Source organism: Ruthenibacterium lactatiformans, from assembly GCF_000949455.1.
In the GTDB taxonomy this organism is placed as follows: Bacteria; Bacillota; Clostridia; order Oscillospirales; family Ruminococcaceae; genus Ruthenibacterium; species Ruthenibacterium lactatiformans.
This window is the reverse complement of record NZ_JXXK01000002.1, coordinates 20,875-44,750: the sequence shown is the minus strand read 5'-3', so window position 1 is coordinate 44,750 and position 23,876 is coordinate 20,875. Positions and strand designations below refer to the sequence as shown.

Sequence of the window (23,876 nt, the reverse complement as noted above, 5' to 3'; positions counted from 1 at the left end):
TCCTTTATTTTTGCAGGGCGTCCTTGAGCTGCGTCAGCGCGATCTTCGTCTCGGCGGTGGTTTCGCCCAGCAGGGAAGCGATCTCCTGCACCACGCGCATCTGCTTTTCAATCACTTCATTGGTGATGGCCACCGTCTTATTGCACAGCTCAGAGCGTTCGCTCTGGCGTTCCTCCTCGCTGGTGATATCGCGCATAATGCTGAACACGATGTGGTACTCGTGGTCGTAAACGATGGTTTCAGCCACATATTTTTTGTATTCGGCCAGATAGTGCTTTTTCTCCTTGATAGGCACTCCGCTGGTCATCACGCCCAGGTAATCGGCCGGGTTCAGCAGCCGCACGATGGGGGAACCCAGGATATCAGAAGGCGTTTTGAGGTTGAACAGCGCGCAGCCTGCTTTGTTGATCTGCTGTACGCACAGATTTTCATCCAGCACAAAAATGGCATTGGGCGTATTGTTGATGACATAGCCGGAGAATGTTTCGGCCTTTTCTTTCAGGAAAGGCAGGCACATGGAAAGATCGGCCTTGCCTTGATATACGGCAATGGCCTTTTCACGGCAGGTAGGATAACCGCAGCTGCCGCAGTTGAGCTCCTGCTCGGGGCTGGTTTTGCCCATCTTGGCCAGAATCTCTTTGATGGCTGCTTCTCCGGGTATCTTTTCGTGGGTGCCGATGTAGGGGATGTTCTTGAATGTATCGATGGGCATCGCCACACGGAACTCATCGTCCCCGGCAAAGGCGACCACCTTTACCTCGCCGCTGAGCAGAGGCTTGTGATGATGGCTGATGGCCGGGCCGTTGATGCATGCGCCCTCGCAGGCGTTCATTTCGATAAAGCAGTTCTTCAGCGCACCGGATTCGATCTCCTTGATGGCGGCGATGCAGTTCTGTACGCCGTCCACGGCCAGATAAGTGAAACCAGTGTTTTCGGTGTGCATGCTTTTGATGATGCCGCCCTTGATGGGGAAGAAGCGGCCGCGCTTTCCCTCATCCGGCTCGGTGGAATCGCCCGCGGGCACCACGCCGGCCTCGTTCATCCATGCCTCCAGCTCCTCGTAGGTGAGGGCAACGTCGCACTCGCCGTACAGCTCAGCCTCTTCCTTCTTGGAAATGCACGGGCCGATGAATACGGCACATGCGCCGGGATTTTCCTCCTTGATGACGCGGCAATGCGCCAGCATGGGGGAGAGCACGTCCGCCAGATACGGCAGCACGCTGGGATAGTATTTCTGAATGAGCGCGTTGACGCTGTGGCAGCACGAAGAAATGATCACGTCGTGCTTGCCGGAGGCGATCATCTTTTCGTATTCGGTTTTGACGATGGTTGCGCCGATGGCGGTCTCCTGTGCGTCGGCAAAGCCCAGCTTCAGCAGAGCGTCCTTCATCGCGGCGAAGTCCATCAGCGGAAATTCCGCGATAAACGAGGGCGCCACACTGGCGATGACCTTTTTGCCGGAGGCGATCATCTCTTTTACGCGGGGCACGTCGTCGCGGATCTGTTTTGCGTCCTGGGGACAGTTTACGAAGCAGCGGCCGCACAGGATGCATTCATCCGGGATGATATTCGCCTGCCCGTCGGCAAATTTGATGCTTTTCACCGGGCAGTTGCGGATGCATTTGTAGCAGTTTTTGCAGTTCGATTTTTTGAGCTGCAGGAATTTGTTCATTCCGGCTTCCTCCCAAGCTTCGCCAGCACCGAGCCGGCAAAAATATCATCGAAGTTATCACGGTTCAGCCCGGTAACGATCTCGTCATCCACCTTGATGGAGACGCCGTGGGTGCATTTGCCCAGGCAGAATGCGGCCGAGAGATCCACCGTATCCGTGAGCCCGTACTTTTCAAGCGCCGCCTTCATCAGGTTGATGATGTCGTAGGAGCCTTTGAGGTGACAGGAAGAACCGACACATACGCAGATTTTCATAAGTACATCCATCCTTAACAAGTTTGCGCCGTTAAAAACATAACAACTGCAATTGTTTATATTATAATATGAATGAACAGGCGAGGTCAATCCGCAAAAGAAGCTTTTGTGGGAATTGAGGGCGCTTTTCCGCGAAATACACCGCCCGGTGTGCAGCAGAACAGCCGCCGGGCTTCACAGAAGGCCCGGCGGCTGTTTAGGGGGAGTGCACGGTCCAGAATACGTCGGTGCAGTGGCGCGGCCTCGGCCGGGCAAACGGTGCGTCAACCGTTCTCCCGGCTTGACGTATTTGCGGAAATGCCGGCGAGCACCTGTTCCAGAAGCGGGCGGGAACAGGCCGCAAGCACTGCGCTGCCCGTGTCCTGCGGCAGAGGGGCTCCGTCCAGCGCACAGATACAGCCTCCGGCCTCAGCCAGAATGATGCGCGCCGCGTTATGGTCCCATGGACACGAACGCAGCGCCACAAACAGCTCTGCTTCACCCGCGGCCACGGCGCACAGCTCCAGTGCCACACACCCCATGCTGCGCACCCCGCGGACAGCTCCGGCAAGCTCTACAAGCCCAGCGCGCCGGGGGTGCTCCCGCAAAAAAGTGTGCAGAACGCCCGGTGTCGTGAGCAATGCGTCCCGCAGCACGCCGCAGTGCGAAACATGAATGGGCGCTTCATCGCGCAGTGCGCCGCCGCCGTGCCGGGCGGAGTACAGCGCGCCGCGTTCAACGTCCAGCACAAGGCCGAAGGCAGGTACACCGTCCTGGTAGCAGCCCACAGACACCGCATAGTTGCGGTGCTGGCTGACAAAATTTGTTGTACCGTCGATGGGGTCCAGATACCACACGCAGCCCGTACCGCCCGGGGGCGTGGCGGGATATTCCTCGCCTACGATGGCGTCGCCCGGAAAGGCGGACAGGATGCCGCTGCGCAGGAACTGTTCCGTCTCGCGGTCACAACGTGTTACAAGATCCTGATGCCCGGTTTTCTCCCAAACCGCGCCGGCCTCCGGGCGGGCCAGACGCAGACGCGCGCCCGCCGCCAGCACCAGCGCGCGGGCTGTATCAAAGCGGTCCATGTTCCTCCTCCTTTCCGCAACATCCTGCTTTTATCAAAGCATAACCGACATATTGTGTCAAGTGTGTTACCATATAGCCTCCATCCGGCCGTTACACGGCAGGGAAACGGGACTGTTGGCGCGCACATACTCTGCCACAAGCTCAGGCATTTCCACGCTGCCGCGCCACAATACGGGGCAGGTGCGCAGTGCGTCGTAGCCACCGGTGCCCGTGGCACGGTAATTGCTGGTACAAAGCCGCAGAGGCCCAGGCCCCAAGGGGGTGCCGTCAAGCCGGGAGAGCCGGGTCAGTCGGCGGCCCACAGGCTGCCGCAGATCAAACTGATAAGAGATCCCAGCGAAGAAATCGTAGTTGTAATGCTCCACCTTGGGGGAGAGAAAAGCATCGGACACCCGGGGCGTTCCGTTTTCCAGTGTGAAATAGGAGGCGCAGCGTTCCAGAAGCGCGCGCAGGATCTCTTCCGTAATCTCCAGCACCACCAGTGTGTTGGAGAACAAGTATGCCGCCGTAATGGCACGCATGGTTACGGACGCGGCAAGGCCTGCGGGTTCATTGCCGAGGCTGGTGCAGGAGATGTCGGCACCGGTGTGTGAAAGCTGGACTTGGTTGAACAATGCCGCCACAGCGCTGCCGTGCAGCGCTGCGCACAGCTTTTCCTCAGGGGGGATGGCCTGCTCCAGATGCCCCACAGGTTCGTCCAGCCAGCCCTGTGCGGCCTGCTCCAGAGGCAGGAGGCGGCGGTAAGGCTGTTCCCGGTGTATGCCGCCCACAGGCAGCAGGCGTGCGGAAAATTCTGCACCGCCGTCCCGTACCGCGGCTTCCACCTGCAGATAGCGCCCGGCATTGGCGGGGGGCTGCACGGCGAAGGTTCCGCCGATGCGCACGCTTTCTACGGGCATGTGCTGGTGGCCCGTAAGAAGCAGGTCAAAGTCAAGCTCGCGCGCGATCCTGCACGCAAGGTTTTCTCCGCTGCCGGACAGCACCGCGCCCGTGTGCAGATCCTCTTCAAAGCCGCCGTGATAGATACACACGCATATGTCACATATCGGGCGCAAACGGGCACAGGCAGCACGCGCGGCGTCAAAAGCCTCGGTGATGCGCAGCTTTTTCAGATTCTGGGGCTGCTCCCAGACGTTTACATAATCGGTGACAATGCCTGTGATGCCGATGCGCAGGCCGTTTTTCAGCGTGTGGACAGTCTCCGGAAGCAAAGGCAGCGCGCCGCCCAGATCTTGTACATTGGCGCACAGGCACACGCCGTCCATGGCGCACAGATATGCGCGCAGCGCGTCATAGCCGAAGTTGAAATCGTGGTTGCCAAGTGTGAAATAATCACAGCCCATGGCATTGAAGGCTTCGGCCACAGGATGATGGGGAAATTCGTCCGCGTGCGCCAGATAATACTGCACCAGCGGCGTGCCCTGCAAAGAGTCTCCGCCGTCCAGCACCAGCGTGTTTCCGTTCTTGTCGATTTGTGCGGCCAGGTTCAGCAGGCCGGAGCTTTCGCCGCATCCGGCGGCGTAGTTGACGGGGAAGATATGTCCGTGCGTATCGGACGTATAAATAATTTTAAAAGTACGTTCCATGTTCAGCCTCTCGCCAATTTTATGCGGATTTTTGTTGAGAGCCACTCCACGGCCAGCACCAAAACGATCAGCCCAGCAAGAATGGCGCCGGCTTCGCTCCAACGGTAGCTGTTCATTGCAAAGATAAGCGGCGCGCCGATGCCGCCAGCTCCCACAAGGCCCAGAACAGTAGCGTCGCGCAGGTTGATGTCAAAACGGTAGATGGCGGTGGAAGCGAAGTTGGGCATCAACTGAGGCAGGATGCCATAGCGGATCTTCTGCCAAGTGGTGCATCCGGCGGCGTCCAGAGATTCCAGCACGCGTACATCCAGGTCTTCTATGGCTTCAATATACATTTTGCTCACCATGCCCACAGAGCACAGCGACATCGTCAGCAGGCCCGCGAAAGCGCCCGGTCCCGTGACACGGATGAACATCAGCCCATAGATGAACGCGGGCACCGTGCGCACGGCCATAATGATGATGCGGCCGATAAAAGCAATGGGCTTCGGCGTCAGGTTGGACGCGGAGAGAAACGCCAGCGGAATGGAGATGACGGCGCCCACAACAGTGCCGAGAAATGCAATGCATACGGTCTCAAGAAGCAGATAGGGAACACCCTGCACCGTCAGATTGAACAGCAGGCCCGTGTCCGGATGAAAGATGCCGGAAAGGATGTTCAGAGCGATTTTGCCGCCGTTCTGCGTTGTACCGCTGGTTTCCACAGCTGTTGCGCTCCACACAATCAGAGCCGTAACGATAACCGCGACGGAAAGCTCAAAGACCCAGCGCTTCGGGCGCTGGGCATAGGCCTTTTCAATGCGTTCGTTCATGTCCTGCGCCTCCTTAAACCAGCCGTTTGCGCGCGGCGCGGCTGATGCTTTCGATGATGAATACTGTCACGAACAGCGCCAGCAGGATCATACCCACACTGGAATATTCGCGCCAGCCGATCTTTTCATTCAAAATCAGTCCAAGGCCGCCCGCCCCCACATAGCCCAGGATGGAGGCGTAGCGCACATTGCCCTCAAAGCAGAACAGGCAGTTGGAAAGGTAGGAGGGAAGCACCTGCGGCACGATAGAACTGATGAATGCGCGCACTTTGGTAGAACCCATGGCCTCCATGGCTTCAAACGCGCCCATGTCTACGGTCTCGATCTCCTCATACAAGATCTTGCCGATGTAGGCGAAGGTAAACACGGCAATGGCTGTGGTGCCGGCCAGCGTGCCCAGGCCGAACACATAGGTGGCAATAAGCGCCGTAACGAGCGTGGGCAGGGTGCGGATGATACTGAGGATCAAACGCATGACGCTGACGACCGCACGGTTGTGGATAATATTGGAGGAAGCCAGCATGGCGAACGGAACCACCAGCAGCGAGCCGATAACAGAGCCAAGCAGAGACATCTTGATGGTGTCGAACAGCGGCTGCCAGATCTGAGGCATATAACTCCATTGCGGCGGTATCATCTGTCCCAGAATGACGAAGAATTCCTTGATGCGCCGGGCCAGCAGAGACATGTCAAAGCCTGTCACCTTAACAGAGAGCACCGTGAGCGCCAAAAGCACAGCGGCGGCCAGTGGGGCGCGGGAGCGGGGCTTCGTCACGTTTTTTCCGTTGGGCAGTACAATGACTTTGGGCGGGAACACCTTGTCGTAAAGGTTCATGCCGTGGCCTCCTTCCGATCCTGATAAATGGCGTCCAGGACGGCGCCGTCCACCTCACCGGCCGGGCCGTCATATACCACGCGCCCTGCGCGAATGCCAATGACGCGGGTAGCATACTGCAGCGCCAGGTCCACATGGTGGATGTTGATGAGAATGGTGATCCTCATGTCCCGGTTGATGCGTTGGAAATCATCCATCACCTGTTTGGCGGTGACGGGGTCCAGCGAAGCCACAGGCTCGTCGGCCAGGATGATCTGTGGATTCTGCGCCAGTGTGCGGGCCAGCGCGACACGCTGCTGCTGGCCGCCGGAGAGCTGGTCTGCACGGACAAAGGCCTTGTCCAGAATGCCGACCTTGTCCAGCGCTTCCAGCGCGGCTGTCTTTTCCGCTTTGGTAAAGATGCCGAGAGCTGCACGCCACCAGGGAAGCTCCGGCACAAAGGCGGTGAGTACATTTTTGATGACTGTGGTGCGTGTGACCAGATTGAAGGATTGAAAGATCATGCCAATGCGGCGGCGGAACGCGCGCAGGCTTTTGCCGTGCAGCTGCATCACATCGGTGCCGTCCACCGTCAGTGTGCCGTTCGTGATGTCATGCATGCGGTTGATGGTGCGGATCAGCGTGGATTTGCCAGCGCCGGAAAGGCCGATGATGGCCACGAACTCGCCTTGTCCAATGGTCAGGTCAATGTCCTTCAGCGCCTCGAAGCCGTTGGGGTATTTTTTGTTTACATGTTTGAATTCAATCATCTTATAAACCTCACACTCTCAAAAAAAGGAGGGAGCGCACAGCTCTCCCTCCTTTTCTGCATTACACGTTGTCCGTCTGTTTCGGGGAAATCAGGCGGCGCTGTTCAGCTCCTGGATCATTTTCTGGGCGGCGCGCTCGGAATCATAGTCAGAGGCCTGCGCGGGCTGATAACCCTGGTGGCTGTAAATGGAAATGACAGCCTTGCCCTCCTCGGTGTTGCCGATGTTGATGAACGCCTGGGAGAGAGCGGCTTTAAAATCATCGTCCATGATGGGGGATGATTTGCTGACACTGATGGTGTCGTTGTAAATGGCGGGGGTCACGCCGATTACGGCAGTATCCTCCCAGATACTGTTCGTCATCGCATACTCGCTGGTCCATTTGTCGGCATAGTCGCGGCGGGCGTCAGCGTAGGTGCACAGCACGTCGATCTGGCCGGATGCCAGGCGGGCGAAGGCGCTGCCGTAAGAATCGGACTGTACGGCGTGGGGCAGCTCGGTGATATTTTTGTCGAACTGCTCCTGCAGCCAAAGGGAGGGATAGATGTAGCCCGCGGGGGAAGAGGAACCCATAACGCTCCAGTTTACGCCGCTCACATCCTCCCAGGTGAGATCCTCGCCGGCGTTGACCTTGGCGGCAAGCGCCTGTCCCTTTTCGGACGGGCCGGCGATCATCAGAGCGCGGTAGCTGGTGACCTGGTTCGTGGTAGCCTCGGTGGGGGCGTTGTCATTCCAGTCCTTGGCGCTGTCGGAATCAATGGACAGGCCGTCGCGGGTGGCTGTCAGCAGTACGTCGCATCCATCGTCGTACAATACATAGGTGCCGCCCGGAATCAGGCCAACGTCGGCAGTGCCGGCGGAAAGGGCCTCACCCACAGCCTCATAGCTGGTGCCCACAGTGATCTCCACCTCGCCCACGTCATAGCCCAGGCCGGCAAGCTCGGCAGTGAGCATTTCTTTCAGAGGCTCGGTGGCGGTGATGATCTCCTCCGGTTCGCGGGAGGGAACAAAGGCGATGCTGAGCTTTTCGATGGATTTGCTGCCCGCTTCACCGGAGACAACGGACGAAGGAGCAGTGCTGCCGGAAGCGACCGCAGAGGTGCCGCCGGATGTGCTGGACGAACTGCAGCCGGCCAGCAAGCCAGCGCACATCGCGCCTGCAAGGAGCAGGGAAACAGATTTTTTCATGTTAGGTCCTCCTGTGTTTTCTTGTTTGTGGCAGATATATTGTAAGGGACGACGCGCCCTTGCAACCGGAAAAGCGCTCATGCCGTATCGCCGATGCGGATGTGCGTGGGGACAACAACCGTGACCGCCTGCGTCCGCTTCTGGCTGATGCGCCCGAATAGGATCTCCAGCGCGTTTTCCCAGATATAGTCCGGAAACATTTCGATGCAGGTACCGGTGGGCCATTTGCTTTCCAGCGTCTGGATATCCTGATAAATGATGACGGCAACATCCTTGGGCACGCGCAGGCCCAGTTCACGGAAAGCCTCCAGCGCGCCTTCGGCCACCTCGTCACTGCCCAGCAGCATGGCCTCGGCCAGCCTGCCCTCGCGTGCGGCCTGCCGGGCAAGAGTATAGCCGCTTTCACGGCTGATGTCTCCCACATGGAACACAGTGGGATCATACAGGCCACGTTCCTCTAAAATACGGCGCAAACCGGACAGGCGGCGGCCGCCGATGCGCACGCCGCCGTGCTCGTACACGCCCCCGATATAACCGATGCCGCGGTATTGCTTTTTGTCCAGCAGGTAAGCTGCCATCTGCTTCAGGCCCTGGTCGAAATCCACCTGGATCTGGTCGAACTCGTAATTGTGCTGGTCGGAATTGACGAACACGATGGCGAAAGACAGAGAACGGAGAAAATCCATCTCCGGCGCGGTGAATGCGCCAAAAGCGATCACGCCGTCCACGGGCTGAGGTTGGCCGAACATCAGTCGGATAAAGGAAACGTCGTACTGATCCGTCATCATCTGCACCAGGCACGACAGAGAAGAAAGGCGGATGTTGGGCCTGTCCGGCCGGATGATGCGCCAATCAGCTACGCCGATGATGAGCTTTGTCTTTTCCGCCGCAGCCCTGCGCTGACGGGGAGAAACATAGCCCAGCGCATGGGCGGCCTGGAAGATGCGCATGCGCACCTCAGGCGTGACGGACATGTTGTCATCCCTGTTCAGCACCCGTGATACCGTTGTGGCAGAGACCTGTGCGCTCTGTGCAACGTCTTTGATGGTGGCCATGTGCAGTTCCCTCCTCTGGTTTTACAATTTAAGTATACCGGGCACGATGCCAAAGTCAACTATTTTTACTGATTTTTTACTAAAATAAAACAAAAAAGAACAGCGCGCTCTGAAGGAAACGCGCCGTCCGGCAGAGTCAGTTTTTTTTCAGCAGCCTTTGATAGGTACAGTCGATGGCAAACGCGCCCAGCGGCGCGGTGATTAGGATGGACAATACGGCCACTGTCAGCACGATATCACCGCAGGCAAGGCCCATGCCCAGCGGGATGGAGCCGATTGCGGCCTGTACGGTCGCCTTGGGACAGTAGGCCAACATACAGAATGCGCGCTCTCTGAGGGAAAGGCGGGTGCGCAGCAGGCACACCCATACGCCCAGCATTCGGAAGAGAAGTACCAGAAAGATGAGCAGCACCGCCTTTGTGCCGGCGCCCGCGGCATAGCGCAGGTCCACTGTGGCGCCCACCAGAACAAACAGCAGCAGCTCGGCGGCTACCCAAAGCTTTGCATATTTGGCCGAGAGCCGCGCGGCGACCTCACCCCGCTTCCGCTGAAGCGCCACACCGGCTGCCACCACCGCGATGAGACCGGAAAAGCCCATCCGGCCGCTGAGGCTATCCTCCAGCGTGACGAGCAGGAACGAAATGCTCAGCAGGATCAGCACCTTTGCGCTGTCCCGCAGACGAAGGCGGCGGAACACGGCCGCCAGCAGGGAACCGCATGCCGCACCCGCCAGAATGCCCAGCACAATGGAGAACGGGATCCGCGCAAGCGTGCCCGCCGAGATACCGCCGCCGTCCGCAAGCCCGGTGAAGGCCGTAAAAAGAACGATAACGAACACATCGTCCACCGAGGCGCCGGCCATGATCATTTGTGGGATGCCGGCGCGCGTACCTCTCCCTTCCTCCATTAGACGCAGCATTTTGGGAACGATCACAGCGGGCGACACCGCCGCCACGACGCTGCCCATGATGGCTGCGTCCAACACAGAGATGCCCAGCAGGCGCGGCGCAAGCAGCACCATTCCGGCGATCTCGAAGCAGGCAGGCACGAAGCAGAGCAGCACGGCGGGCCGTCCGGCCCGCTTCAGGTCGGCAAGCTCCAGGTTCAGGCCCGCGCGCGTTAGGATGATGATGAGCGCAATGCGGCGAAGATCGGCCGAGATGGCAAGGATGCTGCCATCCAGCACATCCAGCGCATGAGGACCGAGCAGGATTCCGGTGAGCAGCATGCCCAGCAGCGGCGGCAGTTTCAGCTTTTTACAGAGCCCGCCCAGCAGCATGCCGCACAGAAAGATCACGGCCAGACTGAATAACATAGTGTTCCTCCTTTTCGCAGAAACAAAAAAGCCGATGCTTCTGCGACGTAAATAAAATCGCAGAAGTCATCAGCTTGAAAAGCGGTTTTGGATAAAATCCAGGGGAGAACTTCATTCCCTGTAATGGATTATAACCTGGAGAAAAAGGCATGTCAAGAGGGAGGGGCTTTTCTGGCGTTTCCGTGTTCGCCGTGTTACAATGTGTTCAGAAAAAACAGCGTAGAGCTGCGCTGCAGATTGAAGGAGGAATGGATTTGAGATACAGGAGGAAGCTTTTCCGCTTGCGCGACCCTTACGACATAGAAGCTTCGCAGGATCTGTTTTTACAGGCTGTCCGGGAAAATTGTGCGTACCATTACGCGCATTGCGGAGAATACCGTGCGATTCTTGAGCATTTTCATTTCTCACCTGAAACGCTGCGTTGTGAAACGGATCTGGCCCGTCTGCCCGCCTTGCCCACCGCCTTTTTTAAAGGACGTGAGATTTATTCCATGCCGCGTGGGCGCCAGCTGGTCCGGGCAACGTCATCCGGCACAAAAGGACAGATGAGCCGGATCGGCTTTGACGCGGGAGGGCTGTTGTGCGGGCTGGAGATGGTGGTGCGCATCGCGCAGCGGCACAGCCTGTTTTCTGTGCGGCCCGCACATTATATTCTGCTGGGATACAAGCCGCACCGGGGCAACCAGACGGCCGTCACAAAAACTGCATTCGGAGCAACGCTTTTCACGCCGGCGCTAAGCCGTACCTACGCACTGCGCTATGGCCCGCAGGGGTATGAGCCGGATCTGGATGGCGTTGTTGCTGCGGTGCGGCGGCATGCGGATTCTGCGTTCCCGCTGCGGTTTATGGGGTTTCCGTCCTACACTTATTTTATGCTGCAGAAAATGGAGGAACAGGGAATGCGGCTGCGGCTGCACCGTGGGTCCAAGATCATGCTGGGCGGGGGATGGAAACAGTTTTACCGGCAGCAGGTAGACAAGCGCACGCTTTATGCGTTGGCGGAAAAAGTATTGGGCGTGGGACAAGAGAATATCGTTGAGTTTTTTGGGGCTGTGGAGCATCCGATCCTGTACTGCGCCTGTCCCAACCAGCATTTCCATGTGCCTGTATACAGCCGTGTGATAATCCGGGATGTGCGTACGCTTGCGCCCCTGCCGCACGGGAAGCCGGGCCTGGTGAATTTGATTACGCCGATGGTAGGCGCAACACCGGTCGTAAGCGTGCTTACAGACGATTTGGGGGTGCTGCATGACGGCGCCTCCTGTGGCTGTGGCATCGAAAGTCCTTATTTGGAGCTTTTGGGGCGTGTGGGCTTAAAGGAAATCAAGACCTGTGCGGCGGGTGCCGCGGAGCTGCTGGCGGGGGTGAACGGATGATACTGGCGAAGGGGAAGCTGTACGGCGAAGAAGAACGTGAAGTGCTGCTGGCACGGCTGGAAGATGAAATCAATGAGACACGTGTCCGCGCGCCGCTGCGCTCAGAAACGGTGATTGCAGCGCTGGACGCACTTGGGAGACATATCGAAAACGGACAGTTTGACGCACAGCTTGCTGCGCTGGGGCTTTCGCGCCGCACAGATGCGGTGCGTACAGCGACCGCCATGCTGCGGCGGGAAAATCTGGAATACCGTCTGCACATGGAACTGGGAATGCACCTGGGGAGTGAGTATCCGCTGACGCCGCCGAACGGGAGCGCACGGCGCATATGCCGCGCTGTGCCGCTGGGCACAGTGCTGCATATTGCCGCGGGCAATGCAGACGGCCTGCCGGTTCTGAGCCTTGCGGAAGGGCTGCTCACCGGTAATATTAATCTGCTCAAGCTGCCTCAGGCAGACGGCGGGCTTTCGGTTGAAGCGGTTCGCTGCATGCTGGAAATCGAACCGGAATTGGCGGATTATATCTATATCTTCGACACGCCTTCCAGTGATGTTGTTACGTTGCAAAGGCTGGCAGCCCTATGCGACGGCATCATTACGTGGGGAGGAGATGCGGCTATAGAGGCGGTGCGCCGTTTTGCACCTGTGGGAGCAAAATTGATCGAATGGGGGCACAGGCTGAGTTTTGCTTATATCTCCGGCTACGAGGATGAACAGCTGGAGCTGCGGGCCCTGGCGGAACATATCATTCAGACAAAGCAGCTGCTGTGCAGCTCCTGCCAGACAATTTTTCTGGATACAGAGGACATGGAACAGGTATATGCTTTTTGCGAGAAGTTTCTGCCATACTTAGAAGAAGCGTCACGGCGTTTCCCACAGGAAGGCATCGAGGAAACGGCGGAGCAGACGCTCCGGCGCTATCTGGATGAGATGGTGCAAGCCATACGGGGAAGAGCGGCGGACACACGCGTGTACAGAGGAGAATTTTGCCGCCTTGAAGCGTGTTTGGATGACAATCTGGTGCTGTCGGGATTGTTCGGGAATTGCCCGGTCAAGCGTCTGCCGGCGGCACGTATGCTGCCGGTGCTGCGCAGAGAAAAGGGCAGGCTGCAGACGGCGGGGTTAATTTGTGCGCCGGAGCGCCGTTTGGCGCTGGCACAGCGCCTTATGTGCTGCGGCCTTGTGCGCATTACGCGTGCGGGAGATATGTCTGAGAGTCTGTGCGGAGAAGCGCACGATGGGGAATATCCGCTGCGCCGGTATGTGCGCATTGTGGAGGTGGAGCCCTGAAACACAAAAGGAGACGCGCCACACAGCGCGTCTCCTTTTATGGAAAAATGGTATGGTCAAATACTCACAGCGCTCCCACAACGCGGTGGGGGACGTACAGCTCTTCCAGATAAGCAACGTCTTCAGCGCTCAAGCGGACGTCCAGCGCACCGGCCGCGTCATCCAGGTAGCGGGCCTTCGTGGCGCCGATGATGGGTGAGGCCACGCCGCGGGCAAACTGCCATGCAAGCGAGATTTGTGTCATCGTGGCGGCGTGCTTTTGGGCAAGCTCATGGACGCGCAACACAATGCCGTAGTCGCTCTCCCGGGTGCTGTCATATTTGGAAACGGCGGTTTTGTCCGTCCGGCTGCGCTTGGTGTCTGCGTCCCATTCCAAACGGGAGAGCCGCCCCGCCGCCAACGGGCTGTACGGGGTGCGGGCCACGTTCTGCTGCGTGCAAATGGGGATCAGCTCCCGCTCATCCTCGCGGTAGAGCAGGTTGTAGTGGTTTTGCATGGAAACGAATGGCGTCCAGCCGTTGTCCCGCGCTGCAAGCTGCATGTTGAAGAATTGATAGCCGTACATCGCGGAAGCGCCCAGCGCACGTACTTTTCCCGCCCGTACAAGGCTGTCCAGCGCCTCCATCGTCTCCTCGACGGGCGTGTCTGCGTCAAAGCGGTGGATGATGTACAGGTCCAGATAGTCTGTGCCCAGCCGCTGCAGCGTGCCGTCGATCTCGCGCAGGATGGCCTCCCGGGAGAGGTGCCCCTCGTTGAAGTAGACCTTGGAGGCGAGGATGACCTGGTCGCGGGGGACGTTGCTGCGGATGGCGCGGCCCAGGTATTCTTCGCTGGTACCCGCTGAGTAGGTGTTGGCAGTATCGAAGAAGTTGATGCCCAGCGAAAGCGCGTGCTTCACGATCTCTTCGCTTTCAGCAGGGTCCAGCGTCCAGGCGTGCATCCGGCTGGCCGGGTCGCCAAAACTCATGCAGCCTACGCAAAGGCGTGACACCGTGAGAGGTGAATTACCGAGCTTTACATATTCCATTGTATTTTCTCCTTTTTAACAATAGGGGGCTTCCTGTTGCACAGGCAGCTTCCGAGCCTTTACGCCGTTGTGGGCAGACATGCCCGCCCATAGCGGCCTTGCAGGAAAAAGCTTATCATATGGAGTTCGCTCCAAGTCAAGCGAAATCGGAAAAAACACATTTTTGCAGTACAGCCGGTCCGTTTTGCGGCGGGGCGGAAGGAGTGTCTGATGCAGGCAGCGTGAACCAGAATACAGTGCCGTGGGGGTTGTTGTCACGCACGCCGATCTGGCCGCCGTGGGCTTCCACGATGGAACGGCACAGGGAAAGCCCGAGGCCGAGCCCACGCCGTCCGTCGCCGCGCTTTGCCTGTGCGGTGTAAAACATTTCAAACAGCTTTTCTTTGGCTGCGTCCGGGATGCCGGGGCCGTCGTCAGCGACCTCCACGCGAACCGTTTCTCCGCTGCGCTGTGCGCTCACTGCAATGCTGCTGCCCGCAGGCGTATATTTTATGGCGTTGTCCGTTAGATTGATGAGCACCTGGACGATGAGCTGCGGGTCCATTTTGGCCATCAGAAGATCGTCGGGGACAGCGAGCGTGACGGTGTGCTCCGCGCTGCGGCGGTTTAAGTGGCGCAGCGCCTCCTGGGCTACTTCGTCGATGAGCTCCGGCTCCAGTGTGAGCTGCATGGTACCGTTTTCGATGCGCGTTACGGTGAGAAGATTTTCCACAAGGCTGATGAGCCACATGGCGTCGTCATAGATATCGGTATAGAGCTGCTGTTTTTTCTTCTCGTCCAACAGCTCCGGGCCGCCCATCAGGATGCTGGCGTTGCCGGAAATACTGGTGAGCGGGGTGCGCAGATCGTGGGAAACAGCGCGCAGCAGATTGGCGCGCAGCTGCTCCTGGCGGGCCTGGATGAACAGCCGGTTACGGGCCTCGGCAGCCTGCTGGCGCTCCAGAGCAAGAGCAAATTCATTCAGCATCGCCAAAAGCAGATTGCGGTCGTAAACGTCGAGCGGGCCTCCGAGGTCCATGGCGATACCCGCCACCGCGAACACCGTGTCCTGGCTGCGCACGGCAAGATAGAGGCACTTCGCGCCGGGCAATGTGTCCGTGCCGGCGCCGGCGTGCTTGTTGTTGCGGAATACCCACTCCGCCACGGCCTGTTCGCCGGGTGTGATATAGGGAGCGGTATCCGTGCCGGCGTCCGGGGTGGGAAAGACGGTTGGGCGGCCCAGCGTCTTTCCGTCGGCCAGGTACAGGCAGATGGTGCGCCCCAAAAGGCGCTGCATCTGCCGGGCCATTTGGCGGATGATGTCATCCTGCGTTTCGCTTTGCTGCAGCTTCTGGCTGGTCTCCAGCAGGACCTCGGTGCGGTAGGCCTTTAGGGAGGATTGCCGCGCCTGGCGCTGGGCGCGCACCGTCAGGGTGCTGGTGATGAATGATGCGGCGAACATGATCGCGAAGGTGACGGCATAGCCGGGATCGTTGAACTGGAGCGTGAAGCGCGGCACGGTGAAAAAGAAGTTGAACAGAAGCACGCTGAAAAATGAAGCAGCGGCACCGTAAATACGGCTGCCGGTGCAAACGGAAACAAACAGTACCCCAAGAATGAACACCGTAATGACATTGGCCTCACTGAGGCCAATTGCGGCGAAGCCGAGTGCCACCGCGGTGGAAAGGCCAAGCAGGCCGAGCGTCTTGAACGTATCTGCCGGCGTCAGCCGCTCGGGCGGCGCGCGGCGGTGTCTGCGGTAGGGCGGCAGATTATCCGGAATGATGTACACATCCACATTGGGGGCCAGCGCCGTCAATTGCTCCACCAGCGTGGGCCGCGGCAGAATGCCGCGTCTGTTGTTGGAACGTCCAATGACGATTTTGGAAACGCCGCTGGCGCGTGCGTATTCGGCAATTTGCGCGGCGACGTCCTCGCCGTAAATCGTGGCGATGCGTGCGCCGAGCTGTTCGGCCAGGCGCAGGTTGCCGCGCAGGCGGGCGAGGCTCTCGCCATTCAGCTCCCGGGTGCCGGGAACCTCAACAAACAGGGCGGTGAAACGGCCGTGAAATGCATCGGAAAGGCGCGCCGCTGTGCGGATGACACGGGCATTGGAGGGAGAGGATGACAGACAGATGAGGATATGTTCGCCGGTATAATAGCCGGCGCTGGCATCCTTGCCTTTTTCCGCGCGGCGGTTCACACGGTCGGCCGTGCGGCGCAGAGCAATCTCCCGCAGCGCCACAAGGTTCTCTCTGGTGAAAAAATGGTCCATGGCGCGGCGGGCCTGAAGCGGACGGTAAACTTTTCCCCTGTCCAGCCTGGCCAGAAGGTCATCGGGTTCGATGTCCACCAGCTCCACCTGATCGGCATTATCGAACACACTGTCCGGCACGCGTTCGCGCACTGTAATGCCTGTAACAGCGGCTACAATGTCGTTCAGGCTTTCCAAATGCTGAACATTCACGGTGGTGTACACATCAATGCCAAGCGCCAGCAATTCTTCGATATCCTGGCAGCGCTTTCGGTGCCGGCAGCCCTCCGCGTTGGTATGGGCAAGCTCGTCCACAAGAAGAAGGGCAGGGCGGCGTGCGATGGCAGCGTCCAGGTCAAATTCGCGCAGCGTCACATTTTTGTATTCCACGCACAGCGGAGGAAGCTGTTCCAGTCCCTCCAGCAGGGCGAGCGTATCCGGACGCGTGTGAGGCTCGATGTATCCGGCCACAACGTCGGTTCCCGCCGCGAGTGCCGCGTGTGCGGCTTCCAGCATGGCGTAGGTTTTTCCCACGCCCGCAGCATAGCCGAAGAATATCTTCAGTCTGCCGCGCACATGCGCCGCATCGGCCTCTTGCTGCTGGATCTGATGCAAAATCCGGTCGGGGTCCGGCCTTGTGTCCTGCATGAAAACGCCTCCTGTCGTGCGCTTGCTAAAATTGGAAATAAATAAACTCCGCAAACAAAAAGAGCTCCCGCACATTACGCGGCGGGAGTGAAAAGCATGTGCGCTCAACAAAACAGCAGCATGGGCAGCGCGAACAGGCATGCAAGGGCTGAAACGCCGCTTAGCAGAAGAACAGGTATGCCGATATAGCTGAAAAACCAGAATGCCGCAGTGTGTGTTTCAAGATATGCTGCGATGCTCCTGCGCAACGCGGCGAAAGAAACCGCCGCACGCCTCTTTTCTCTTTTGTCCGGGCGGGACCATTCTGCGGGACAACGTACAGCCTGTGTGTTCATCATTGTGAAAGCCTCCTGCAAAGGGGGAAAACACTTGTTCCCCTTTGCAGCTTCAGTGTATCACAACCGCTGTGAACGTGCCGTTAAGGTGCCGGAGGGCGCGCAAAAAAGCTGCAAAGCCAAAATAAAGGCTTTATTAAGACCGTATTCCGGACAATTTCAGTATAAGACGCGAAGGCTTTGCGTGCCGTTAAGAGTTTTTCGATACTGTTAATATTGCATAAGGACACAGAATAAAAGCCGCCGTGAAAGCTTCACAGCGGCTTTTGGCTATTGCACAGGATTCACTCAGAAAGGGGCATGCCCAGCTTTTCCGCGATTTCGTCCAGCTTCATTCCGGACTTCTGAGCCTGCTTTACAAGCTCCCGGATGCGCTCGGCCTTGCTTTTGCGGGGCTTTCGCTTTTTAGGGGAAAGCACTTCTTTTTTGCGCTCGGCCAGTTTTGCGGCCTTTTCCTGCACAGCGGCAATCTTCGCGTCAAATTCCGCGCACGCCGCGATTTTTTTCTCCTCCAGTCCGCGAATGTTTTCCTCCAGTTTGGAAATCTGCCCGTCGATATCGGCGGCGATCTGTTCAGGCGTCCTGCGGACACGTTTTTGTTCAGCCATCTATCAACAACTCCCAGCGGTAAATTTTTCTAATAACAATATAGCACAAGACGTTTGCGGGAACAAGGGCTTTTTTGACGAAGCCATACAAAATGTTACTTTATGCGGAACGAGCGCGGAGCGCGGAAATACACCAGCACCAGTGCGGCGGCAATGTACAAAACCGTGAATCCAAGCAGCACCGCCGTAAAAAAGCTGCCGCCCACCTCTATCTGCAGGCAGGCGAAGCAAAGCAGATACATGGCGGCATGGATGCCCGAAAACAGAGGGTTCTTGGTTTTCAGACTTTCGGAATAGGGCTGGAAGATGTAGTAAAGGCACAGGTGGTGCGCGGTGAACAAAAGCGAGAGCAAAAGAAGCGCGGCACAGAACAGGGCAAGATCCGCGGTGAAAATACCGGTGCCGCTGATGAGGCAGAAGCCGGCCGCCGCAAGGCACAGCGCGCCCGCTACAAGCCCGTTGTACAGGGCTACGCGGCGCAGGCGAATGCCGAAGCTGCGCAGGATGACCTTAGGCTTGCGGTACCAGGCATAGCGGAGCAGGTCTTTATCGCAGTTGTAAAACATGGCGCGGCAGGATTTATCCGCCACAGTGATGCTGTACATGATGAAAACAAAGGAGGGGAGCATAGCGGTCAGGTTCCGGCTCAGGGCTGCGGCAAGTTCCGGGCTGGAGATGCGCAGCGCCGCGGCCGCGGCAAAGGCCAGCGCCGCAGCGGCCAGGCGGTACCACACAGGGCGCAGCAGCTGCCGTCGGTGCCTCGCAAAGAACAGCGCGTTCAGGTAATCGTACCCTTTCAGGCGCTGGAGCTTTGCCAGCGCTTCCGAAGAAAGCGCGGCGTCGGCCTCCCGTACCTCCACCTCCTTGAACGAGGAGCCGGAGGCAGTTTTGAGCATGGAAGACAAAAGAAAGTTGAGGTCCAGCGAGCGCGGCAGCTTGCGTGCATAGCCGGGATATCCGGCGGCGATGTAATAAAGGCACAGCGCACCTGCCGCGGCAAAGGCCGATATGGATGCGGGATGCAGCAGAAATGCGGCCAGGCCCATGTGCCAATCAAGGCCCAGCAGCGGCGGCACGTATGCCCCCGCCAGCCCCACGGCGATGACGAGCCAGGCGTACCCGGTGCTGCGGACAAGCACACGCCCCGTGCGGTCGAACACAAACAGATGGAAGGCCTCGCTCATCATGCGGAAAGCCGCCAGCAGAACCCAGGCGGCCGCGCCCTGCCACAGCGGCGCGCCGAAAAGCCATGCAGCCAGCAGAAGGAAGGGAAGATAATAGGAGAAAAACGGCACATACCGCAGCGCAAGAGAAGCCTGAATATAGCTTCGGGCATCGGCGTGCAGATATTTGAGAAATGCGACCTTTTCCCGCGTTACATTGAAAATATGGCTGTCGCCAAAAGCGCCGAGGATACAGCTGAGGAAAAACAGCATGGACAGGAACAGAGAGAATTCCTGCCCTGCAAACTGCGGGCGGCTGCCGGCCAGCAGAATGACCGGCAAAAGCAGAAATGTAAGCAGATAAAGCGGTTTGCCGCACAGGTCGATGATCTGCCGGACGGCCACCGCCGCAGCGGAAAGCGCTTTTTTTGCACGGTAGCCCGCGTAGGCCGTCGGCGGCACAAGACGGCCAACCATCCAAAGACGGCTGAAATAATAAAGAAACGCGTTCACCCAAAGAGCGCCCCGCATTTTTATGATTTGTCCGACCATCTGTCTCATGCTTCGCCCTCGTCTTTCAGAAGCTCGATGAGTTGTGCCTCAAAATCTCCGCTGTGCAGCAGCGCGTGGTCCAGTTGGCTCAACATGCCCTCATGCAGCACGGTGATCTCATCGCAAAGGTCTGTGGCAAGCTGCAGAATATGTGTGGAAAATACGATAATATGCTCGTGCTTGATTTGGCGCAGAAGCTGTTTTATTTCCAGCGCGACCACTACGTCAAAGGAGGTGAGCGGTTCGTCCAGCAGAATAACGGGCGGCCGCGCGATGAGAAAGCACAGCATCTGCACCTTGTTTTTCATACCGTGGGAGTACCCCTTGATGAGCCGGTGCCGGTCCTCCGGAGCAATCTGCACCATGTCGAAATAATCATCGGCGGAGCGTCCATCCCGAATACGTGCAGCATTGACGTCCATATAAAAACGCACGAATTCATATCCGGTGAGAAAGTCCGGCAGAATGGGTGTCGCGAACACATAACCCACGTCGTCCGGAGCCAGGGCGCGGCGTGTGCCGTCGTCCAGCACAAGCTCTGCTGTGCCGCCGTCGGGCGGCACCTCGTCCGTCAGGCAGTTGAACAATGTGGTTTTGCCTGCGCCGTTGCGCCCCAGCAGGCCGTAGATCTTGCCTTGCTGGAACGTGAAGCCGCAGCCTCTAAGAACTTCCTTTTCTCCAAAGTGTTTTCGGATGCCTGTCAGTTTCAATTTCATTTATGCTTGTTCTCCTTTCGATCCTCCCGGCCACGGAAACGCGAAAAGGCACCGCCGGCACCCTGTCCGGAAAAGGGCGCGGCAATGCCTTGTCTCCGGGAAAAGCGCAGTGGGCGCAGGAGCGGTGCTGTCGCTGTTCTGCATGGTTTCCTCCAATGAACGGGTCAGATAGCGCCCTTATTATAGCAGACATCCACAAAATACTTCAAGAATTGTCGCAGGCAGCTTTGGGCATTTTCAGGCCGGAAAAACTGGTTTGTCCGGCGGGAGGAGCAGAGACTGCCGTTATCGTTCTGTTTCTCGCCCGCATGCAGGCGATTGCCCCAACAGCTCCCGGCTGAGCGCTTCGATCTGCGGCGCAAGCTGTGCGCGCCGGCGTTTTGTCAGGTGCAGAAACATCGGATAAGCCAGCGCCAGCACGGAGATGCCGGTGCAGCCGACGGCCACGCCCAGGGCGAAAACACCTGTCCACACCATGGTACAGCACATGCCCAGCCCGAGCATCAGCGTACCGCATACGCCGAGCGCGATGCCGGCAATGGTACCGGGCTGCTGGGCGCTTTTATCCAGGCGGCGCAGAAGCTCCATTTTATCCTCCTGGGGCGGCGTGTATTTTTGGAGGATGCGCCTGACCTCCTCCTGCTGCCGGGCGGAGTAGGTATAGGTGAAAATCTCCTTGTTTTCTTCCATAAACAGACACTCCTTTAGAAATGAATGGACGGCGGTGCAGCGGAAGCAGCCGCGTTCTGCCGCGCGGCCCGCCGGAGAAGGATATTTCCGCGTACGGCCATAAATGCGGCCATGCAGAATACAAGCGAGCACACACAGGCTCCGGTGACGGCGTTCATCGTCCGGCGCATGGCCGCGTCTCCGCCGAATTGGGCAAGCATGGCGGTCTGCAGGGTCAGTACGCTCATCAGCGCACCGGCCAGGCCCAGCATTTTTGCGGCCGCATGCACGGGGTCATGCATGCGGTGCGCTTTCACCGCGCTGGCTGCTGCGCTGCCGAAGCAGTAAAACGTATATGCGGCTGAGGCATAGATCAGCGTGCCGGGATAACGGTATGCGCGGTTCTGCCAGACCATTTGTGCGGCTATGGCCGTCATGGCCAGATTCAGGGCAAACATCAGCACACCGCAGCGCCGGTAGACACGCAGCCCGCGCATCTGCCGGACAGGAGCGGCAGACGGCCCGGCGGGCGGAGCGTTCCGCACGCCGCGAAGTACTGCAAAACGCATGGTGCTCAGAACGGTGTAATACACTGCCGCCGCACCGAACCAGGGTGAGCGGAACCGGATGCCCGCGTACAGCTTGCAGGCGGCGAAGCAAAGATTGACGCACAGCCCGGCGCGAAGGGAAACAAGCGCGCGCAGCGCGGCGTCGGCACGCCAGCGCCGCACCGGGGGCAGGCCGTAGACAGCGGTTTTTGCACGCCGGGCTGCAGGCACTGCACGGCAAATGGCCACGACCAGTGCATAGGCGGAAAAGGCATAGGCTGCGCGCGCGGCGGGAGCGTCCTCCCAGCCGTTGGAAAAGACGGTCCACAGGGAGGCCACGGCAGCAAAGGCAGCCAGCGCCGCCCAACCGCCGCCGGGGAAAAGCAGGCGGCGCAGCAAAGGCTCAGGGCGTTTCATTGGTTTCGGAGCGCAGCACCACGGAAAACGTGCTGCCTTTGCCCAGCGTGCTCTTCACCGCGATCTCTCCGCCCACGATATCCACCACACGGCGCACCAGCGCCAGCCCCAGTCCGTTGCCCTGCGTTGCGTGGGAGCTGTCGCCCTGATAAAATTTTTCAAAAATATGCCGTCCCGTTTCGGGACTCATGCCGCAGCCGGTGTCTGTGACGCACACCTCGGCCTGCGTGCCGGTATGCCGAAGGGAAACATGGATGCTGCCGCCTGCATCCGTGAATTTGACGGCGTTGGAGAACAGGTTGTTCCACACCAGCGTCAGCAGCTCGCGGTCCGTACGGACGGCCACGCCGTCCGGAATGTCCGCCTCAACAGCAAGCTCTTTTGCCTCCCATGCGTCCTCAAAGCCCAACAGGCATTCTCGAAGCTGCTCACCCAGATCGTAAGTCTCCGCCTGCGGGAAGATCTGCTGATTTTCCAGCTTGTTCAGTTTGAGAATATTGGCGATCAGGTCCGCCAGGCGGCGGGATGCATCTGTGACGGCCTTGGCATATTCGACGCGCTGCTCTTTCGGCAGGGCAGGGTCCTGCAACAGGGAACCGTAGTTCTGGATGACGGCCAACGGCGTTTTCAGCTCGTGTGAAACATTGGCGATGAAGTCTGTACGCAGCGTTTCCACGCCGGAAAGCTCCCGGGCCATCTGGTTGAAATCCTCAATGATGGCGTCGAAGGCGTCGGCACGCTCCGGGCCGTGAAGCGGCTCGATGCGCACGCTGAAATCGCCCTGGATGATGCGCTGGGTAGCGGCGCGGATGCGCCGCACCGGGCGCTCCACTGTCAGCCTGCGCCGGATGCCGTCGATGACGGTGAAAAGCGCGCTCAGAAGCAGGATATTGAGAAAAGTGAGCAGCGCGTTTTCCCGCAGGATATCCGGGTCGAGCCGCATGGAATCAAGAAACAGCAGGAAAGAGCAGGTGACCACGAATGCGATCAGTGCGAAAAAAATCAGGAATTTTGTTGCGGAAAACAGATACCGGGGAAGCCGCCCGGCTCCCGAGAAGCGATCCCGGTTCATTTCAGCACCGCCTTATAGCCCAGCCCGTGCACGGTGACGATCTCAAAATCCGGGCAGGCGGAAAATTTGTCCCGCAGCTTGGTGATATATACATCCACAGTGCGCGGGCCGGAGGATGTTTCCATTTCCCAGAATTCCTCCATAAGCTGTGCGCGGGTGAAGGTCTTTTTCGGGTAGGAGAGCAGCTTGTACAGCAGGTCGAATTCCCGTACGGTGAGCGGAACCTCCGCGCCGCTCAGATAGGCCGTGTGCTCGTCTGCGTCCAGCAAAAGGCTGCCTGCCGTAAGCCTTTTGCTGCTGGCGATTTTTGCCCTGCGCAGCAGCGCGCCGATCCGCAGCAAAAGCTCGTCCAGGTCCACGGGCTTTACCATGTAATCGTCGGCTCCGGCGGAAAAACCGCGCTGTTTAGCCGTGAGATCATCCCGGGCCGTCATAAACAGGATGGGCAGCTCCGTGTTCTGCTCCCGCACGGTACGGGCAAATTCAAAGCCGTCTGTCCCAGGCATCATGATGTCGGAAATGATAAGGTCGAACACAGTTTCATACAACGCGTCATAGGCTTCCTCCGCACAAAGGCAGCCCACCGCTTCGTATCCGTTCCGCCCCAGAAACGCGCAGACCGCACGGTTCAGCTCCCGGTCGTCCTCCACCACCAATATCTTGAACAAAACATTTCCCTCCTCAATTTT

21 protein-coding genes and 1 riboswitch are annotated in these 23,876 nt (G+C 58.6%); of the genes, 2 read left to right on the top strand and 19 right to left on the bottom strand.

Going from position 1 to position 23,876, the window contains the following annotated elements:
* Positions 1–4: 4 nt before the first annotated feature.
* From TQ39_RS02155 to TQ39_RS02110, 10 genes are all read right to left on the bottom strand, one after another.
* Positions 5–1,672 carry a [Fe-Fe] hydrogenase large subunit C-terminal domain-containing protein gene (locus TQ39_RS02155; protein WP_009325955.1) on the bottom strand — a complete coding sequence of 556 codons (1,668 nt, stop codon included), beginning with the start codon at positions 1,670–1,672 and terminating at the stop codon, positions 5–7.
* Positions 1,669–1,926 (bottom strand): (2Fe-2S) ferredoxin domain-containing protein, encoded by a 258-nt coding sequence (locus TQ39_RS02150; protein WP_009325954.1) that lies wholly within the window; start codon positions 1,924–1,926, stop codon positions 1,669–1,671. Before TQ39_RS02150 ends, TQ39_RS02155 begins: the two co-directional genes overlap by 4 nt.
* A 263-nt stretch (positions 1,927–2,189) precedes the next feature.
* A complete protein-coding gene (locus TQ39_RS02145; RefSeq protein WP_050004402.1) occupies positions 2,190–2,993 on the bottom strand; it encodes an inositol monophosphatase family protein in 804 nt (267 codons plus the stop codon).
* 66 nt (positions 2,994–3,059) lie between these two features.
* Positions 3,060–4,580 carry a bifunctional metallophosphatase/5'-nucleotidase gene (locus TQ39_RS02140; RefSeq protein ID WP_050004401.1) on the bottom strand — a complete coding sequence of 507 codons (1,521 nt, stop codon included), beginning with the start codon at positions 4,578–4,580 and terminating at the stop codon, positions 3,060–3,062.
* A 2-nt stretch (positions 4,581–4,582) separates the two neighbouring features.
* On the bottom strand, positions 4,583–5,392 hold the full coding sequence (phnE, locus tag TQ39_RS02135) for a phosphonate ABC transporter, permease protein PhnE (protein WP_009325951.1): 810 nt from the start codon (positions 5,390–5,392) through the stop codon (positions 4,583–4,585).
* A gap of 13 nt (positions 5,393–5,405) precedes the next feature.
* Complete coding sequence (gene phnE / locus TQ39_RS02130; RefSeq protein ID WP_009325950.1) at positions 5,406–6,227, bottom strand: phosphonate ABC transporter, permease protein PhnE; 822 nt, start codon at positions 6,225–6,227, stop codon at positions 5,406–5,408.
* Complete coding sequence (phnC, locus tag TQ39_RS02125; protein WP_009325949.1) at positions 6,224–6,976, bottom strand: phosphonate ABC transporter ATP-binding protein; 753 nt, start codon at positions 6,974–6,976, stop codon at positions 6,224–6,226. Before phnC ends, phnE (TQ39_RS02130) begins: the two co-directional genes overlap by 4 nt.
* A gap of 90 nt (positions 6,977–7,066) precedes the next feature.
* On the bottom strand, positions 7,067–8,164 hold the full coding sequence (locus TQ39_RS02120; protein WP_050004400.1) for a phosphate/phosphite/phosphonate ABC transporter substrate-binding protein: 1,098 nt from the start codon (positions 8,162–8,164) through the stop codon (positions 7,067–7,069).
* A 77-nt stretch (positions 8,165–8,241) separates the two neighbouring features.
* A complete protein-coding gene (locus tag TQ39_RS02115) occupies positions 8,242–9,219 on the bottom strand; it encodes a LacI family DNA-binding transcriptional regulator (protein WP_050004399.1) in 978 nt (325 codons plus the stop codon).
* A 136-nt stretch (positions 9,220–9,355) separates the two neighbouring features.
* On the bottom strand, positions 9,356–10,534 hold the full coding sequence (locus tag TQ39_RS02110) for a cation:proton antiporter (protein ID WP_050004398.1): 1,179 nt from the start codon (positions 10,532–10,534) through the stop codon (positions 9,356–9,358).
* A gap of 53 nt (positions 10,535–10,587) precedes the next feature.
* A riboswitch (Fluoride riboswitch) is annotated at positions 10,588–10,662 on the bottom strand.
* A 126-nt stretch (positions 10,663–10,788) separates the two neighbouring features.
* On the opposite strand from TQ39_RS02110, the gene TQ39_RS02105 reads away from it, so the two are divergent.
* Together TQ39_RS02105 and TQ39_RS02100 are read left to right on the top strand one after the other, a co-directional pair.
* Positions 10,789–11,910 (top strand): LuxE/PaaK family acyltransferase, encoded by a 1,122-nt coding sequence (locus TQ39_RS02105; protein WP_050004397.1) that lies wholly within the window; start codon positions 10,789–10,791, stop codon positions 11,908–11,910.
* Positions 11,907–13,199 carry an acyl-CoA reductase gene (locus TQ39_RS02100; protein WP_050004396.1) on the top strand — a complete coding sequence of 431 codons (1,293 nt, stop codon included), beginning with the start codon at positions 11,907–11,909 and terminating at the stop codon, positions 13,197–13,199. Before TQ39_RS02105 ends, TQ39_RS02100 begins: the two co-directional genes overlap by 4 nt.
* A 64-nt stretch (positions 13,200–13,263) precedes the next feature.
* Here the strand turns inward: TQ39_RS02100 and TQ39_RS02095 are convergent, their stop codons facing one another.
* The 9 genes from TQ39_RS02095 to TQ39_RS02050 all read right to left on the bottom strand — a co-directional run bounded on the left by TQ39_RS02095 (position 13,264) and on the right by TQ39_RS02050 (position 23,855).
* Entirely contained in the window at positions 13,264–14,226 is a 963-nt protein-coding gene (locus TQ39_RS02095; protein WP_050004395.1) for an aldo/keto reductase, read from the bottom strand.
* Between the two features lie 136 nt (positions 14,227–14,362).
* A complete protein-coding gene (locus TQ39_RS02090; RefSeq protein ID WP_050004394.1) occupies positions 14,363–17,107 on the bottom strand; it encodes a sensor histidine kinase in 2,745 nt (914 codons plus the stop codon).
* Between the two features lie 619 nt (positions 17,108–17,726).
* A complete protein-coding gene (locus tag TQ39_RS02080) occupies positions 17,727–18,050 on the bottom strand; it encodes a hypothetical protein (protein WP_009325940.1) in 324 nt (107 codons plus the stop codon).
* A gap of 95 nt (positions 18,051–18,145) precedes the next feature.
* Positions 18,146–19,774 carry a hypothetical protein gene (locus tag TQ39_RS02075; RefSeq protein WP_009325939.1) on the bottom strand — a complete coding sequence of 543 codons (1,629 nt, stop codon included), beginning with the start codon at positions 19,772–19,774 and terminating at the stop codon, positions 18,146–18,148.
* On the bottom strand, positions 19,771–20,481 hold the full coding sequence (locus TQ39_RS02070) for an ABC transporter ATP-binding protein (RefSeq protein WP_050004393.1): 711 nt from the start codon (positions 20,479–20,481) through the stop codon (positions 19,771–19,773). The genes TQ39_RS02075 and TQ39_RS02070 overlap by 4 nt, the downstream gene beginning before the upstream one ends.
* A gap of 285 nt (positions 20,482–20,766) precedes the next feature.
* Positions 20,767–21,171 carry a hypothetical protein gene (locus TQ39_RS02065; RefSeq protein ID WP_050004392.1) on the bottom strand — a complete coding sequence of 135 codons (405 nt, stop codon included), beginning with the start codon at positions 21,169–21,171 and terminating at the stop codon, positions 20,767–20,769.
* 14 nt (positions 21,172–21,185) lie between these two features.
* Positions 21,186–22,115: a hypothetical protein gene (locus TQ39_RS02060; RefSeq protein ID WP_050004391.1), complete on the bottom strand. Its 930-nt coding sequence runs from the start codon at positions 22,113–22,115 to the stop codon at positions 21,186–21,188.
* Entirely contained in the window at positions 22,102–23,187 is a 1,086-nt protein-coding gene (locus TQ39_RS02055) for a HAMP domain-containing sensor histidine kinase (protein WP_050004390.1), read from the bottom strand. The genes TQ39_RS02060 and TQ39_RS02055 overlap by 14 nt, the downstream gene beginning before the upstream one ends.
* Positions 23,184–23,855 (bottom strand): response regulator transcription factor, encoded by a 672-nt coding sequence (locus TQ39_RS02050; RefSeq protein WP_009325934.1) that lies wholly within the window; start codon positions 23,853–23,855, stop codon positions 23,184–23,186. Before TQ39_RS02050 ends, TQ39_RS02055 begins: the two co-directional genes overlap by 4 nt.
* Positions 23,856–23,876 lie beyond the last annotated feature (21 nt).

Excerpts from the sequence above, each read along its gene's own strand:
- TQ39_RS02060 (WP_050004391.1), bottom strand. The coding sequence starts at position 22,115 with ATGAAACGCCCTGAGCCTTTGCTGCGCCGCCTGCTTTTCCCCGGCGGC.
- TQ39_RS02065 (WP_050004392.1), bottom strand. The coding sequence starts at position 21,171 with ATGGAAGAAAACAAGGAGATTTTCACCTATACCTACTCCGCCCGGCAG.
- TQ39_RS02080 (WP_009325940.1), bottom strand. The coding sequence starts at position 18,050 with ATGGCTGAACAAAAACGTGTCCGCAGGACGCCTGAACAGATCGCCGCC.
- phnE (WP_009325951.1), bottom strand. The coding sequence starts at position 5,392 with ATGAACGAACGCATTGAAAAGGCCTATGCCCAGCGCCCGAAGCGCTGG.
- TQ39_RS02090 (WP_050004394.1), bottom strand. The coding sequence starts at position 17,107 with ATGCAGGACACAAGGCCGGACCCCGACCGGATTTTGCATCAGATCCAG.
- TQ39_RS02070 (WP_050004393.1), bottom strand. The coding sequence starts at position 20,481 with ATGAAATTGAAACTGACAGGCATCCGAAAACACTTTGGAGAAAAGGAA.
- TQ39_RS02095 (WP_050004395.1), bottom strand. The coding sequence starts at position 14,226 with ATGGAATATGTAAAGCTCGGTAATTCACCTCTCACGGTGTCACGCCTT.
- TQ39_RS02075 (WP_009325939.1), bottom strand. The coding sequence starts at position 19,774 with ATGAGACAGATGGTCGGACAAATCATAAAAATGCGGGGCGCTCTTTGG.
- TQ39_RS02155 (WP_009325955.1), bottom strand. The coding sequence starts at position 1,672 with ATGAACAAATTCCTGCAGCTCAAAAAATCGAACTGCAAAAACTGCTAC.
- TQ39_RS02150 (WP_009325954.1), bottom strand. The coding sequence starts at position 1,926 with ATGAAAATCTGCGTATGTGTCGGTTCTTCCTGTCACCTCAAAGGCTCC.
- TQ39_RS02115 (WP_050004399.1), bottom strand. The coding sequence starts at position 9,219 with ATGGCCACCATCAAAGACGTTGCACAGAGCGCACAGGTCTCTGCCACA.
- phnE (WP_009325950.1), bottom strand. The coding sequence starts at position 6,227 with ATGAACCTTTACGACAAGGTGTTCCCGCCCAAAGTCATTGTACTGCCC.
- phnC (WP_009325949.1), bottom strand. The coding sequence starts at position 6,976 with ATGATTGAATTCAAACATGTAAACAAAAAATACCCCAACGGCTTCGAG.
- TQ39_RS02120 (WP_050004400.1), bottom strand. The coding sequence starts at position 8,164 with ATGAAAAAATCTGTTTCCCTGCTCCTTGCAGGCGCGATGTGCGCTGGC.
- TQ39_RS02110 (WP_050004398.1), bottom strand. The coding sequence starts at position 10,534 with ATGTTATTCAGTCTGGCCGTGATCTTTCTGTGCGGCATGCTGCTGGGC.
- TQ39_RS02140 (WP_050004401.1), bottom strand. The coding sequence starts at position 4,580 with ATGGAACGTACTTTTAAAATTATTTATACGTCCGATACGCACGGACAT.
- TQ39_RS02145 (WP_050004402.1), bottom strand. The coding sequence starts at position 2,993 with ATGGACCGCTTTGATACAGCCCGCGCGCTGGTGCTGGCGGCGGGCGCG.
- TQ39_RS02055 (WP_050004390.1), bottom strand. The coding sequence starts at position 23,187 with ATGAACCGGGATCGCTTCTCGGGAGCCGGGCGGCTTCCCCGGTATCTG.
- TQ39_RS02100 (WP_050004396.1), top strand. The coding sequence starts at position 11,907 with ATGATACTGGCGAAGGGGAAGCTGTACGGCGAAGAAGAACGTGAAGTG.